Origin of the sequence: Verminephrobacter aporrectodeae subsp. tuberculatae At4, assembly GCF_000193225.1 — a bacterium.
GTDB classification, from domain to species: Bacteria; Pseudomonadota; Gammaproteobacteria; order Burkholderiales; family Burkholderiaceae_C; genus Acidovorax; species Acidovorax aporrectodeae.
This window is the reverse complement of record NZ_AFAL01000703.1, coordinates 1-14639: the sequence shown is the minus strand read 5'-3', so window position 1 is coordinate 14639 and position 14639 is coordinate 1. Positions and strand designations below refer to the sequence as shown.

The window sequence follows — 14639 nt, the reverse complement described above, 5'->3', positions numbered from 1 at the left end:
CCTGAACAAGCAAGAGTTGCCCAAGGAGCCGCCCACGCTCAACGAGGTGGTGCGGCTGATTGCCAGGCTGGGGGGCTTTCTTGCGCGAAAGCGCGATGGTGAGCCCGGAGTCAAGACCATCTGGCTGGGAATGCAGCGCATTCTTGACTTTGCCGCTGGCATCAGGTTCTGTCGCGAGCTTCAGGCTCAGGGGAGCTGTGTATAACGAAATGCTCTGAACCGGGGATCCCCGAATCTGCCGCTATGTAGGCCGGCGGACAGTCGGAGCAGGCGCCGTGAGATTCACGCGCAGGCGCCGGGCTCGCTCTTGAAAGGCGCGTTCTCCGCCTTCGAGGATGGAACACACTGCCTCGCGGATTTTCGGATTTTCCAGACCGCCGCTTTCGTACGTGATCTTGGGCAATTCGTCCGGTTGGTGCGCACCGCAGCGGGCTACGATGACTTGGTCGACATCGGTGTTCACGACCAAGTTGGCGTTGTGCGTCACGATGATGATCTGGCGCCGCTTCTTTGCCTCACAGAACACCGGCACCAGTTCCTCGAACACGGATTGAGGGTCCAGGTTCTCCTCGGGTTGGTCGATGATCAGTGGTCGGTCATCGTGAGCATCGATGGCAAGGTACAACAGCAACAACACAATGCCTCGCGTGCCCGGTGACAACCGCTCAATGTCAACATCCTCGTAGCGCAGACCATAGCCCACTTGAATGTGGTCGGTGTTGTACAGCCACTCAGACACGGAGCGGGACCATTCGAGACGAGGCATATTCTCGGGTCGCTGTTGTGGCAGCGACCCCGCATGCCTGTCCATGAAAGCTTTCATCGCTACTGCAGCGTCGTCAGCCGATCCCCGACGCCATGCGTTGCCCAGCAAATCCTCGGCGGCATTCAGCAGTTCGCCACGACGGAATGAACCCTTGCGCAAGTCCAGCAGTTGCTCGCCGTGCTCCGCCCATGCATTGGTGTTGACCTCTCTGCGAACGGAGAACGAGAGCTTCTTCACCGCGCGGGAGCCCGCCGCGATGCGCTCTTGGAGCGGGGCGTAGAGTTGGGAGAGTTCGCGCTCTTCCTCAATAATTGCCGTGAAGATGCCTCGGTAGGCCTCTGTGCGCTCACCCCGGAGCTGCCGAAGCATCTCGTCAGCCTTCTTAGCGCGCTCTATCTCCGTGTTCAGCTTCGGGAGGATCGAGTTAGCGTGCGTGATTTTCTCCGTCAGCAACCGATAGCGGCGAGCGTTTTGCTCATCGATCCCCGCAAGTTTCTGCAGTCGAGCCCGCTCCTGGGTCAGCAGGTTCAGCGGTTGGGTGGACAGGTCCGTTCCATTCGCGATAAGTGGCACATTTGGATCGGGCACCGCCGGTGCGCCGTTAGCGGGCGGCTTGGGTGCCATCCCTTGAATCCGCAATGCCTCGGCTCGCGCCCGCTCCAGGCGCTGTCGTAGCAGCGAATCGACGTCGCCGGTGAAATCCACTTCGAATTGTTTCCAGTCATCCTTGGACAGCCCGGCGTCGGCGCGCCGCTCCTGGGCATCGACGAGCCATTCCGAACCGGTCTGCGTCCTGAATGTGCTCACATCCGTTTGCAAACTCGCCAAGGCCTGAACTCGGGCCTGCACGCCGGCAAGAGTTCGCCGCTTCGCTTCCACCGCCGTAGAGAAATCCTCCAGTTGCTTTGCGCGCTGGTCTTGCCCCTTGGGAAGCAGCTGAGAGCGATTGGCTTGGTCCGTCGTTAGCGTCCTGATGGTCTCGTCGCGATCTTTCTCCAGCTGCGGCAAGCCATCCTTCCTGACATACTCCGTGTTGATGCTGTCGGTGGCGCGCCCGAGTGTGTGACGATGCCGATCGCGCGCGTCGCGCGCTGCCTGCATTCGCAATGTCAGCAGTGCGGTGAAATCGGCCACATCCAGACGATCCTCCTCGGGGTGCGCATCGAAAATCACCCGCTGAATCTCATCCACCAGAGAATCTTCCAGTCCTTCGGACGAACACAGCTGCTCGACAAACTGCTGGGACAGATATTGAACGTGGGCCGCATCCCAGAGGTTTTCGTGCTCATTAGAGGTCACTTCGTTGGCAGTGCGCTCGTCGTTTTCCCAAAGCAGCTCGGCCCGGGTTGTTCGCAGAAACTTCTTCGCGCGGTGCAGAAACGAGTTCGCATTCAAGCGATCGGAGACACCATAGGCGCCGGTGGCAATGAAGTCGGCTAGAGCTGTTTTCCCGGAGCCCCGTGCGCCGATGATGGCCACCATGCCGGCGTTGATGGGTACGAGCGCAGGGCTCATCCAGGGCGCGTCCGAGACGTGGACCGATCGGATCGCATTGCCCGGCAGCGCGCCCTGGGGCGGGGCCTCACCGATGTGCACACGACCTTCTGGTTCGATTACTGCTTGGCGCAACGTCTCAAAAGTCAGGTCGCCGTGGAGCCAGCATCGGCGCATCTGGTCGGGTAGCCCGACACGGTCTGCGGAATGCGCGTCGGATCCATGCAGGCAGGGCTTGCGGCCTCCCCACTTTTTTTCCATGTCTTCAAGCGTGGCCGCGCCGCGGCCGAGGTAGAAGGCAACTTGCTTCGGATTGGCCGAGAAGATGATGTGCGCAAACCGCTCGATGTTCTTGCGGGTTGCCGCCCATTGTCCGCCGTCGCCCTGCAGTCCCGACGTGCCATCGGTACCGCCACCGGATACCGCAACGAGACAGTTTGCACGCAGCCATGCGCTGTCGTTGAAGGCGTCCTGCAAGGCATCTAGGCGGACCTTGAATTGGTTGACACCCTCCCGGTAGGCTGAGTCTTCGTTCGTCAGCGCCGCATCGAACGTGCGGCCGAGTCGAATGAGATCAGGTCGTATGCACCGAAATTTCTCCTGCTGATGGGAAAAGGTCAGCCCGCTCAAGAATGCGCGAATGCGGTCAGCGTGGTCCGGGGCCTCGGGCGAAAACAGCAGGTGCAGGTTGATGCCAGGGCCTTTCGCGGTCTCGATCGACAGGCGGAACTCGATGTTTGGGAAGATGAGTCCGACGCCCTGCAAGTGCCCGCCCTTTTGACGCTCCACGGTCTTGACATAGCAGTCGATGCCGCAGTAGTCGGTGATGCCCAGCACGCGGATAGGAGGATCACTCTTCTCGATTTTCTCGAGGAAAACCGCCCATGGGTCAGCGCCGGCGTAGCCGTCGTTGAGGGCGGTGCCTGGTGCATGGATATGCGGGTCCCAGCGCTGCCAAGTAGAGCCGCGCGGATTGACTGTTGTGATTCCCTGATCCATGTGTGCCTTCTATTTAGTCGTGTGCCGAAGCCAACGAATTCCGGCATCATAGTCTTTTCCAATTCAGATATGGGTCTGAACGAGGGGGAAGCTCGAGAGTACTCCGGCGTGGAGGCGCGCCGTTCGAATTTCCCGAAGCCCCGTTTCGAAACATTCGACTGGATGCACGAAGGGCGCGTACATAGACTGCTCTCTGCTTTCATGAAGTGGAGACGAAATGCTCGATCAGGCGCTTGCCGGCATCAAGGTCCTCGATCTTTCGAGGATTCTTGCAGGGCCTTGGTGTACCCAGAATCTTGCCGACCTGGGTGCGCAGGTCATCAAGGTCGAACACCCCGGACGTGGCGACGATACGCGGCAATGGGGGCCTCTCCATACCAAAGAGGAGGAGGGCGGCGAGCGGCTGTCGTCCTACTTCAGTTGTTGCAATCGGGGAAAGCGGTCCGTGGCAATCGACTTCGCCGGCGAGGCCGGTGCGCAGGCGATCCGTACGCTGGTTCAAGACGCTGACGTGTTCGTCGAGAATTTCAAAGTAGGCACTCTTGCGCGCTACGGGCTGGACTACGAATCCGTACGACGCATCAATCCAAGGCTGATCTACCTGGCCATCACGGGATTCGGTCAAACGGGCCCCATGGCGGACAAGCCGGGCTACGACTACGTATTTCAGGGAATGGGCGGACTCATGAGTTATACGGGGCAGCCCGATGGCGCCCCTGGTTCGGGGCCGCTGCGCACGGGTGTTGCCGTAGTGGATTTGACGACCGGGATGTATGCCACATCTGCGGTGCTTGCCGCCCTGCTTCAGCGCGAGCGCACCGGACAAGGGCAGTATCTGGACATCGCGCTGCTCGACGTGGCCGTTGCGCTGAATGCCAATCAGGGCGCCAGCTATTTGCTTTCTGGCGTGAATCCTCAGCGCAGTGGCAACGCGCATCCCCACTGTGCGCCCTACGAGGTGTTCCAGTGCGCCGACGGGCATGTGATTCTGGCGATCGGGAATGACACACAGTTTCAGCGCTTCTGCCAGGTGGCCGGCGCACCGGAGCTGGCGACGGATGAAAGGTTTGCGAGCAATTCAAACCGGATCGCGCATCTTCCCGCGTTGCGCGAACTGCTGGCGAACCTGTTCAAGACGCGGGTACGCCGCAGCTGGACCGACGCGTTCGATGAAGCGGGTGTGCCATGGGGTCCGATCAATAGCCTGGAGGAGGTGTTCAACGATCCCCAGGTCCAGCATCGCCAGATGGTCCAGGCGCTGAATCACCCTGGCTTGGGCCAGATACGGACAGTCCGCAATCCCATGCTGTCGTCGCCGCACACGCGTTCCAGTGCGCGGGTGGCTGCGCCCCCTTCATTGGCAGCGCCATCGACGGAGCCGCCGTCGTGGTCCTGATGCTCCGGTCTCGCTTCAATGCAAGCGAACGCCAACCCCGCGGACGAGCCACCGAAACCAGGAAAGAACAGCAACATGAATAGAAGAAGCCTCATGGCGTTGGGCCTGCTCTGCACCGCGGCATCGACGCCCGCCTTCGCTCAGGACTACCCGGACAGGCCCGTGAAACTCATCGTCCCGTACGCGCCAGGCGGTACGACCGATCTGTTGGCCCGCATCATCGGGACCAAGCTGGGGGCCATTTTGAAGCAGCCATTCGTCGTGGAGAATCGTCCGGGTGCTGGCGGAGCGGTGGGCGCGGCGTACGCATCCAAGCAAGCCGCTGATGGCTACACCCTGGTGATGGTGGTGGAGAGTTCACATGCGGTGAACCCGAACGTCTACACCAAGGCGGCGTATGACCCCGTCAAGGACTTTGCGCCGATCAGCAATATCGCCGACGTGCCGAATGTGCTGGTTGTCAACCCGGGCTTTCCGGCGAATGACCTGAAAGGACTGGTGAGCGAGCTCAGAGCCCATCCGGACAGGTATGCGTTCGGTTCCTCCGGCAACGGCGGACTCAGCCACATCAATGGCGAACTGTTCAAGAACGTGACCGGTACGAGGATGCTGCATGTGCCTTACAAGGGCTTGGGACCGGCGCTGGCGGACTTGATCCCAGGGCAGATCAACCTGGTGTTCGACAACATCCCTTCCTCTGCCGGCCTTATCCAGTCGGGTCAGATTCGCCCTCTGGCGGTCGCGGCCAAGCAGCGGCTGAAGTTCTTGCCGCAGGTTCCGACCTATGCGGAGGCGGGTCTGCCGGCAATGAACAACCCCTCATGGTTCGGCCTCGGGGCACCGGCAGCCACCCCGTCAAAAATTCTCGATCAGCTCAATGAAGCGGTGCACCAAGCGCTCGCGGATCCCGAAGTAATCGCCGCCATCGAGAAGCAGGGGGCGATTCCAAGTCCCATGTCTCGAACCGATTTCGGAAAACTCGTCGCAAGCCAGAACGAACTTTGGAAAAAAATCATCCGGGAGATCGGTTTTGAAAAACTCTGAAACGGGCGCTGCGCCCAAGCTGCAGCATGCGGCAATCGGCGTGGACCCCCAAGGGGTGGCCACCCTCACGATTCGCGAAGCGGGGTCGCTCAACATCCTTGGGACACCCGTCATCACGGACCTGATCAATGGCTTGCGCCATCTTGCCGGCGATTCGCGCGTGCGCGCCGTGGTTCTTCGCGGGACAGGGGACAAGGCATTCGTCGCAGGTGCTGACATCAGGGAGATGGGCGCGCTGGACACGGTAACGGCGAAGCTGTTCATCGACAATCTCAGGCAGCTGTGCGAAGCCGTGCGCCAGTTTCCGACACCCGTCATCGCCAGAATTCCGGGGTGGACCCTGGGCGGCGGACTTGAGCTTGCGATGGCGTGCGACATCCGGATCGCGGCGAGTCAGGCGCATTTCGGGATGCCTGAAGTAAAGGTCGGCATTCCGTCGATCATCCACGCCGCGTTGATGCCTGGCCTCATCGGAAATGCTCGCGCGAACTGGATGCTGCTGACCGGGGACAACATCGATGCTGCCAAAGCGGCAGCGTGGGGCCTGGTCGACACCGTGGTCAGTCTTGAGGAACTCGACCAAGAGGTCGCGCGCGTAGCAAGCCAATTCGCGTCCTATGGACCGTCCGTGCTTCGCCAGCAAAAGAGGTTGCTGCGGGAATGGAAACAAGATCCCCTGGATAGGGCGATCGAAAATGGCGTCGGCGAGTTCGCCAGTGCGTTTGCGACGGGTGAGCCGCAGCGTTTTATGCAAGCATTCGTGGACAAGAAGGCGGCATCGCACGCTGCGCAAGCCTGACGAGCGGGGTCGTACCTATTTCTCTATGGGGGCCTGAACTATTCTGACGCAGGGGGCTCCCGCGTGACCGCCACACGGGGATCGTCCAGCAGGGACTGCATGAACGCCTTCGCAAACGTCGGCAAGCGGGCGTCTGCGCGCACGACAAGATTCAGTTCTCGAGCCGCCCACGTTTCAGCGAGCGCAAGCATGGTGATTGCGCGCGCATCGGGCGCTATGGCAATGACGCTTCGGGGAAGCAACGCAACACCCACACCCGCCTCAACCAGTGACAGCACGGCCTCGAAACTGTGGGTATGCAGGCGCACGCGCAGTTGGCGACCAGCCTTCTGGGCCATGTCTCGCAGGAACAGGAAGTTGCTGCTACTGCGGTTCATGCACACGAACTCAAAATCGAGTGCCGCGCCCAGCTTGATCTCGCGCTCTCGCGCAAGGGGATGGGCGGGAGGAACTGCGATGACAAGCTGATCCAAAGCGTACCGATGCAGGTTCAACCCGGCAACGCCCGTCTCCCCCGCGAAGATGCCGATGTCCGCCTCGCGCGCGAGCACTGCGGCAGGGATGGTTTCGCTTTGGCGTTCTTCGATGTCTGCGTCAACATGGGGATGGAGAACCAGAAAACGCCCCAGACTTGGGGTGATGAAACCGTTCAGTGCACTGCTGTTGGCGGTCAATCGAACATGCCCCTTGAGGCCTGAAGTGAACCGACCCACATCTTCGTGCATGCGCTCGACCCCCTCGAACAATTCGCGGACGTGCGCGAGCACCGCCTCGCCTGCCGGAGTCAGTTCCATGCCACGCGCATTGCGCACGAACAGGGATGTGCCCAGCGCGTGTTCAAGGTTCTTGAGTCGGTAACTCGCCGACGAAGCCGTGATGTGCACTGCACAGGCGCCTGTAGAGAGGCTCTTCGCCTGGGCAATCGCCAGGAAAAGCCGCAGGTCCGTCAGTTCGTAACGCATCGTGTCTTGTCTCCTGTCCATTATCGGTAGTCAGGCCATCGACAGTGGCCGTTCCCAACGACTCGGAGATGCGCTTGGCCGTGCGCTCGTCACATCTTCTCGTAGGTCTCCGCCGCCTTGTCATTCGGACTGCTGATCAGATTTTTCAGCGTGCTGCCCATCGGCAAATTGACGGCAATGCCTTTGGGAGGAATGGGTTGGACGAACCACTTGTCATAAAGCTTCGCGAATTCACCGCTGAGCATGAGCTTGCGAATCTGATCGTCCACTGCCTTTTTGAACCCGGGGTCGTCCTTGCGCATCATCAATGCAATGGGCTCCACGCTCAAGACTTCTCCCGTCAACCTGTACTCATCCGGGTTTTTTGCCATCGAGATGTTGCCTGCGGCAATGTTGTCGTCAATGACGAACGCATCTGCGCGTCCACTTTCCAACAGCAGAAAGCTCTCGGCATGGTCCTTGGATACCAACTCGTTGACATCGAGTCCTGTAGAGCGTCGATAGATCCTGAGCGCCTTGCCACCCGTCGAACCTGCCGTTGTCGCCACAGGGCGACCCTTCAGTTGGCTCATCGAGCTGATGCCGGAGATCGCTTTCACGACCATCCGGATCTCGGTCACATAGGTCGTCAATGCAAACGCAACTTGCTCTTGCCGCGCCAAGTTGTTCGTCGTGGTACCGCATTCGATATCGACGGTGCCGTTTTGGACCAACGGGATGCGGTTGGTGGATGTGACCACCTGGAACTTGGTCGTGAACTTTGGCAGGTTGAGGTCACGCTGTATGCCGGCAAGGATTCGCTGGCACAGTTCGACGTGATAGCCCGCGTAGTTGTCGCCCCCATTCGTGTAGGAAAGCGGTGGGGCACCGTCGCGCACGCCAAGCACGACGATGCCGCTCTCGCGAATCTTCGTCAGCGTGTCTGACGCCTGAGCGGCTGACGTCGCGCCAAGGACTGCACAGCATGCAGCCAGGGATAGGAACAGTTTTTTCATCACTCTCTCCAATGGGGGTTAAGAAGGGTTTTTGGATGCGGTCGGCGCTGATCTGGCCAGCAGAGCGCAAAACTGGTCCACGTCCACATTGCCGCCACTGACGATTACGCCCACGCGCTGACCCCGAAGTTGATCTTTCATGGTGCGTGCGGCCGCCAATCCAAGGCAGCCAGTCGGTTCGACGATCAACTTCATCCGGGTGGCGAAGAAACGCATGCACTCGACGAGTTGCGCGTCCGTGGCCGTGAGCACGTCGTCAACGTCTCGGCGGATGATGGGGAAGGTGTAGTTCCCGAGATGCTGCGTCTGAGCGCCGTCCGCAATGGTCTGTGGCGTATCGATGTGCACGATGGCTCCGCTGCGAAACGACCGTTGTCCGTCGTTTCCTGCCTCGGGCTCTGCGCCATACAGTTTGGTTTCGGGCGACAGTGCACGTGCCGAGAGCGCGGACCCACCGAGCAAGCCGCCACCACCCAAGCAGACGAACAGGGCGTCCAGCGTGCCGATCTCTTCGAACAATTCCTTGGCGGCGGTTCCCTGGCCCGCGATGACGTCGGGATGGTCGTAGGAAGGAATGAGCGTCATTCCGTGCTTCTCGGCCAGATCGCGGCCGATTTGCTCCCGGTCCTGCGTGTAGCGATCGAAGAATATGACCTGGCCACCATAGCCACGCGTCGCAGCGACTTTCGCGGCGGGCGCATCCTGCGGCATGACGATGGTCGCCGGCATGTCCAACATCCTGGCAGACAGCGCGATGGCCTGGGCGTGATTGCCCGAGGAGAAGGCGACGACGCCCGCCCGTCGCTGCGCAGCGCTGAACTTTGACAAGGCATTGAATGCGCCACGGAACTTGAACGCACCAACACGTTGCAGGTTTTCGCACTTGAAGAACACCTGCGCACCGAGTTCGTCGTTGATCGTGCGGGAGGTCAACACGGGTGTTCGATGGGCGTGGCCATCGATCCGTCGGGCGGCAGCGGTGACGTCGTCAAAGTTGGGTAAGTCTGTCATGCTCGGACAATGAAGTGGAGGGAGGGAGAGGTCAGAAATTCGCTACCAGGGCCAAGCGACGCGGGTTCCGGAATGACAGTTCACGGCCTTGGTTTGCAGCATGCGTGCGACAGTCAGGTCTTGCAGTGCCAGCCCTGTCATGTCGAACACGGTGACGTCACCGGGTTGGCGATCAAGCAGCGCCTTTCCGGTCAGCAAGTCGCCCAGTTCCATGCAGTCGGTGCCAGGCGACCACTGGCTTTCTCCGATCTGAGCCGCCTGAACACGGTCGTCCGCGACGACACGAGCGCGGTTCAGAAGGCCAATGGGGAGTTCCCGCTTCCCCCTCGTATCCGTACCAACGCAGTTGAGATGGGTTCCAGGCCGAACTGCGTCAGCGTCGAAGAGGGCGCTCCTGCCAGACGTTGCCGTGATGACGACGTCGCTTTGGGCCACGGCGGCATTGCGGTCCGTCGTGTGCGCGATGTCGATGTCGCGTTCGCCGCGTAATTCGGCTTCGAACGCTTCATCCGGGCGGCCTGCCGCGTTGACGTAGAGCAGATGGCGAAGATTCGGCATGGCGCGCAGTGCAAACTTGAGCTGAATACGTCCCTGCACGCCTGTTCCGAAGAGGCAGAGCCGCGTGCTTTCGGCGCGTGCCAGCTGCTGCAAACCGAGTGCGCCCGCCGCACCAGTGCGCAAAGTCGTGACGGCATTTCCATCGATGATGCAAACGGGGCGTCCGGTAGCGGGGTCGATCAGGATGATCGTGGCCTGGTGCGAATCGCCCCCGATCCGGCGGTTGTCCGGCCAGAATCCGGCGGCCTTGAAGCCGAGCAGCGCTTCGGAGGGAACGTCGCCTGCCTTGATGCCGAAAACCGCATTCGATCCCAGCGCTTCCCTGATGACCGGGAACACCCGCCCTTCCTGCCGACTGTGCAAGACGAAGGCTTCTCGCACGGCGTCAAGAACATCGTCGGTTTGCAACAAGGCATGCACTTGGGCCTTGTCGAGCAAGAGCAACTGCGCGTCACTTCGCATCGCTGTACACCGTTGCACGCGAAACGCCAAGGTGGCGTGCCACGATCGCCATGGCGCGGCGAATTTCCATGCAGCCCGACTCCTTGAGCTCGCGTATCAACGCTCTGCGGTCTTCCGATTTCAAAGCATGCGGTGTGGTCGCCAGTCGCGCCGCGAACTGGTCGATGCGTTCCCGAATCTCGTCGGCACCGGTCGGGTCGAGCGACTCCTGCAAGGGCGCCCCTTCAACGCTGCTGAACTGTCCCAGCACGTTTTGCAGACCGCGAAACAGGGTGAGATCCACATTCATGCACAGCGCTGCGATGTACTTGCCGTGGGCATCCTTGATCCCGATGGACGTGCTTTTGGCTTGCCGTCCGTCCGCGAAATGGTTGGCGTAGTTCGCGATCAGCTGCGGGTACTCCGGATCGGAAATGCGCGCCAGACCCAGTTCCGTGGCCGGCGCGCCCACCTCCCTGCCCGACAGGTTGTTGTGGATTGAAATGATCGCGTGCTCCGGGTCCAACAGGTCGTGGACCACCGCCTCGCAAAAAGGAGCAAAGGTCGCGCCGATGCCTTCGGCGATCTGCTGAATTTGATCCAGAAGCGCTCGGTGTTCCGCTGTGCGTTTTGCCATTCAGAAAGATTATCCAGAATAAGACTTTGTGTCAAGCGTTGCCGATTGTTCGATCTCGGACGCCGGGCGGCAGGTGGCCGTAGAGGGCGCGCTCTGGCCATATGCCAGTCAAGCCGCGCAGTTCCAGAGTCCTTATCCCGACCCATTGAACGCACTCCGTGCGATGTTCAGCACCGCCGCTATGCTTCGGTGGGCCGCATCAGCTTCTCGCCAGGCGAGCGCAATCTGGCGATAGGGCGCTTCGTCGCCAAGAGCGACGACCTGTACCCCGTAGGCATCCAACAGCGGCGCGCGGGGTCGGGGCAGGATGCTCACACCCAAGCCCAGCGCCACCATGGAGACGATGGCATCCGTGCTTCGCATCTCCATGCGGCTGCGTGCAGTGGGAAAGCACCGGCGCACGTACTGCGCAGCCTTGCGACCTCCGGGCAGCGCCGTGTCGTAGGCGATCCAGCCGTAGTCGGCAAGCAATGCACTTGGAACCAGGGACGCCGTTGCCGCTGGCGCGATCATCACGTAGTCCTGCCGGGCCAGATCGGCCCATTGCAGGCGGCGCGTGCCGCCGCCGTCGGGCCGCGACACGATGACGGCATCCAGTCGGTCGGCCTTGAGGGCATCCAGCAGATCTTCGCTGTCGTTCAAGGGTGAAATCCGCAATTGCAGTGCTGGATGCGCATCGAAGGAGCGCTTGAGAATATGCGGGAACACATCCGTCTGGATGCTCGTAATGGCCCCAAGCCGCAAGACGCCGGATACGCTGAACGTGGCGTGGGTGCGCAGCGCTGCCAAGCGTTCTGAATAGTCCTTGGCCACGCCCGCGACTTCCAACGCGAGCTGCGTGGGCCTGACGATGCGCGAGGATCGGTCGAACAGCGGGCGGCCAAAGAACTTTTCGAGCTGGCGCACCTGCAGGGTCACTGCGCTGGGGGTGCAGCCCACCTTCTGGGCGGCAGCGACGAAGCTGCCCTGGGTGATGATGGCTTGCAACGTGGTGAGCATTGCCAGATTCATAAAACCTCAATCGACAACTATCAAAGATTCGATTTACTTAATCTACTCCATCGCGGACATTTTCCCCAGCGCCGGGCGCAGAGGCCCGCGACCGCATCCCAAGGTGGCGCCTGCCATTCCAGCAAGGTTCTTCCAATGGCCCCGGTGGCCAGGAGTTGTCCAAGTGATCCATGTTTGCCCATTTCCCGCGCTGCTCCCTGTTTTCCGCGCCCGCGGACTCACCCGACGTGTAGGCGCCCTCATCCTGGCTGCGGCGGCAGGAGTGGCTCATGCACAGGCCTTTCCCGAGCGGACCATCCACCTCGTGTCGCCCAGCCCCCCGGGCGGTGGCACCGACGCCGTCGCCCGCTTGCTGGCGGCCAAACTGGGCGAGCAGGCCAAGTGGCAGGTGATCGTCGACACAAAGCCCGGCGCGGGGAACAACATCGGCCTGGAATTCGGCGCCAAGTCGCCGCCGGACGGGTATACCGCCGTGGTCGGCGAGACCAGCAATCTGGCGGTCAACCAGTTCCTCTACAAGAAGCTGACTTTCGATCCCGTCAAGGACCTCACGCCCGTTGCACTGGTGGGCACCGGGGTATCCGTGCTGGTCGTGAACGCCGACAGCCCTTTCAACAGCCTGGCGTCGCTACTGGCTGGGGCGAAAACCAGGCAGTTGGCCTATGCGTCGTCGGGCAACGGCACGGTGGGTCATTTGGTGGCCGAGCAACTGCGGGTCACGACCGGTGCCAGCCTCCTGCACGTACCCTACAAGGGGGGTGGCCCGGCGATGACCGACATGCTGGGTGGGCAGGTCGATTTCTACATTTCATCCCTGGTGTCGGCGCTGCCGCTGATCAAGGACCGCAAGCTGCGCGCGCTGGCAGTTACCTCAGGAACCCGCGATGCCTCACTTCCCGACGTGCCTACTTTCATCGAAAGCGGGTTCAAGGGCTTTGAGTACTACACGCTCTACGGCATCGTGGTGCCTGCAAGGACACCCGAAAATATCGTCCAGACTATGAACAGGGAAATCAATCGCATGCTCAATGCGCCGGACGTGCGTGCAAATCTCGCCACGCGCGGCATATATGTACGCACGGGCACACCGGAGGCTTTCGTCGCCTTCCTGAACAGCGAGCGCACGAAGTGGGCGGGGGTCGTGAGAGCGTCTGGCGCGACGGCCGAATGACGCACGGCGCAACCCTTGTGGCCAACCCCGCCGGGAAGCCTCCCGTGGACCTGCGCAGTGACACGGTGACGCGACCAACGCCAGCGATGTACGAGCGCATGGCATCCGCCCCACTGGGAGACGACGGACTCGACGGGGACCCGACCGCGCAAACGCTGGAATCGTCCACAGCGGCTCTGCTGGGCAAGGAGGCCGCGCTCTACGTTCCCAGCGCGACGATGGCCAATCTGCTCGCGATACTCGCGCAGGCGGAACGCCAGGAACTGGTGCTGTCGGAGGCTACGTCGCACATCTATGTGAGCGAACGTGGCGCGGCCGCGCTGACCGGCGCCTTCTACGAGAGCATTGCCGGGATCGATGGTGCAATGGACCTTGATCTGCTCGGCGAGGCCCTGGCGCCAGGCCTGGGCAGGCTGCGTGCAGGCGTGGTGTGCCTGGAGACCTCGCACAACAACGCCGGCGGTACGGTATTGCCGCTGGAGCATATGCGTGCCGCGTTCGAGGCGTCGAAGCGGGTCGGCGTCAGCGTCCATCTGGACGGTGCGCGCCTGATGAATGCGGCGGTCGCCCTGGGCGTGGCGGCGGCAGACATCAGCGCCTTTGCCGATACGGTGTCGCTCTGCCTCTCCAAAGGGCTGAGCGCGCCCATGGGTGCGGTGCTTGCGGGGTCGGCTGCAACCATTCAGCGCGCAAGGTCGCTGAGGAAAATGCTGGGCGGCAGCCAGCGCCAGGTCGGCATCGCGGCCGCGGCGGGCCTGGTGGCCGTGAGCACCATGGTGGAGCGACTGGCGGACGACCACCTCGCTGCCCGGCGGCTTGCAGAGGGCATCGGCCGCATTGCGGGGCTTGTCGCCAAGCGGCCTCAAACCAACATCGTGCAGGTCGATGTGGGGGCCACGGGGCTCGATGCGACGCAATGGGAGTCTGCCCTGCGGCGCCTTGGCGTTCTGGTGCGTCCCTGGGGCTGGAAGCGGTTACGCTGCGTCACGCATCGGCATGTGGGAGCAGAGGAAATCGACCTTGCCTTGGCAGGGTTCACGGCTGTGGCCGAGCGGATTGCCTAAGTATCTTTGCCTAAAAGTTATGAAATATAAAACCACCCAATCAGCCTATCGAAAAACACGGCTGGACCACGCAATCCATGCCCCTTGGACTGCGCCGCAAACCAGCCAGCCAGGAAACACGCCATGAATTCGATTTCACCCGCCAACGCGCGCACCGTGATCGTGGGCGGCGGCACCATGGGGGCCGACGTGGCCGTGGTGCTGGCCCGCGGCGGCGCCCGGGTCACGGGGGTCGAGTTCCGGGCCGCGCACCGCGAGCGCCTGCTCCCGCACGTCCGCGCCGCTTTGCGG

At 61.7% G+C, this 14639-nt stretch carries 14 protein-coding genes; 7 read left to right on the top strand and 7 right to left on the bottom strand.

Annotated features, from left to right (window positions below; genetic code table 11):
• The coding region (locus tag VTU_RS28875) for an IS4 family transposase (protein ID WP_040893405.1) at positions 1 to 205 on the top strand (205 nt) is incomplete at its 5' end.
• Between the two features lie 36 nt (positions 206 to 241).
• Here VTU_RS28875 and VTU_RS0119990 read toward each other — a convergent pair.
• Positions 242 to 3259, bottom strand: coding sequence for a TrlF family AAA-like ATPase (locus VTU_RS0119990; RefSeq protein WP_010107862.1), 3018 nt, complete (start codon positions 3257 to 3259; stop codon positions 242 to 244).
• Between the two features lie 217 nt (positions 3260 to 3476).
• Between VTU_RS0119990 and VTU_RS0119985 the strand changes: the two genes are divergently transcribed.
• From VTU_RS0119985 to VTU_RS0119975, 3 genes are all read left to right on the top strand, one after another.
• Positions 3477 to 4655: a CaiB/BaiF CoA transferase family protein gene (locus VTU_RS0119985; protein WP_010107859.1), complete on the top strand. Its 1179-nt coding sequence runs from the start codon at positions 3477 to 3479 to the stop codon at positions 4653 to 4655.
• A gap of 93 nt (positions 4656 to 4748) precedes the next feature.
• The gene (locus VTU_RS0119980; protein WP_010107857.1) at positions 4749 to 5699 is read left to right on the top strand and encodes a Bug family tripartite tricarboxylate transporter substrate binding protein; all 951 of its coding nucleotides are present in this window, start codon (positions 4749 to 4751) and stop codon (positions 5697 to 5699) included.
• On the top strand, positions 5686 to 6498 hold the full coding sequence (locus VTU_RS0119975) for an enoyl-CoA hydratase (RefSeq protein ID WP_010107855.1): 813 nt from the start codon (positions 5686 to 5688) through the stop codon (positions 6496 to 6498). The genes VTU_RS0119980 and VTU_RS0119975 overlap by 14 nt, the downstream gene beginning before the upstream one ends.
• A 38-nt stretch (positions 6499 to 6536) precedes the next feature.
• On the opposite strand, the gene VTU_RS0119970 is transcribed toward VTU_RS0119975, so the two are convergent.
• The 6 genes from VTU_RS0119970 to VTU_RS0119945 form a co-directional block, all read right to left on the bottom strand.
• Complete coding sequence (locus tag VTU_RS0119970; RefSeq protein ID WP_010107854.1) at positions 6537 to 7460, bottom strand: LysR family transcriptional regulator; 924 nt, start codon at positions 7458 to 7460, stop codon at positions 6537 to 6539.
• Between the two features lie 89 nt (positions 7461 to 7549).
• Complete coding sequence (locus VTU_RS0119965) at positions 7550 to 8455, bottom strand: amino acid ABC transporter substrate-binding protein (RefSeq protein WP_010107853.1); 906 nt, start codon at positions 8453 to 8455, stop codon at positions 7550 to 7552.
• An 18-nt stretch (positions 8456 to 8473) separates the two neighbouring features.
• Complete coding sequence (locus tag VTU_RS0119960; protein ID WP_029554588.1) at positions 8474 to 9466, bottom strand: threo-3-hydroxy-L-aspartate ammonia-lyase; 993 nt, start codon at positions 9464 to 9466, stop codon at positions 8474 to 8476.
• A 42-nt stretch (positions 9467 to 9508) separates the two neighbouring features.
• Positions 9509 to 10486 (bottom strand): ornithine cyclodeaminase family protein, encoded by a 978-nt coding sequence (locus VTU_RS0119955; protein ID WP_010107851.1) that lies wholly within the window; start codon positions 10484 to 10486, stop codon positions 9509 to 9511.
• The gene (locus VTU_RS0119950) at positions 10476 to 11102 is read right to left on the bottom strand and encodes a helix-turn-helix transcriptional regulator (RefSeq protein ID WP_010107850.1); all 627 of its coding nucleotides are present in this window, start codon (positions 11100 to 11102) and stop codon (positions 10476 to 10478) included. Before VTU_RS0119950 ends, VTU_RS0119955 begins: the two co-directional genes overlap by 11 nt.
• Positions 11103 to 11234: 132 nt before the next feature.
• The gene (locus tag VTU_RS0119945; RefSeq protein ID WP_029554587.1) at positions 11235 to 12113 is read right to left on the bottom strand and encodes a LysR family transcriptional regulator; all 879 of its coding nucleotides are present in this window, start codon (positions 12111 to 12113) and stop codon (positions 11235 to 11237) included.
• 163 nt (positions 12114 to 12276) lie between these two features.
• On the opposite strand from VTU_RS0119945, the gene VTU_RS0119940 reads away from it, so the two are divergent.
• The 3 genes from VTU_RS0119940 to VTU_RS31965 form a co-directional block, all read left to right on the top strand.
• Complete coding sequence (locus tag VTU_RS0119940) at positions 12277 to 13284, top strand: Bug family tripartite tricarboxylate transporter substrate binding protein (RefSeq protein ID WP_236610811.1); 1008 nt, start codon at positions 12277 to 12279, stop codon at positions 13282 to 13284.
• On the top strand, positions 13281 to 14348 hold the full coding sequence (locus VTU_RS0119935) for a threonine aldolase family protein (protein WP_040893403.1): 1068 nt from the start codon (positions 13281 to 13283) through the stop codon (positions 14346 to 14348). The genes VTU_RS0119940 and VTU_RS0119935 overlap by 4 nt, the downstream gene beginning before the upstream one ends.
• Positions 14349 to 14471: 123 nt before the next feature.
• Positions 14472 to 14639: NAD-binding protein (locus VTU_RS31965; protein ID WP_010107840.1), on the top strand; the 168-nt coding region annotated here is incomplete at its 3' end.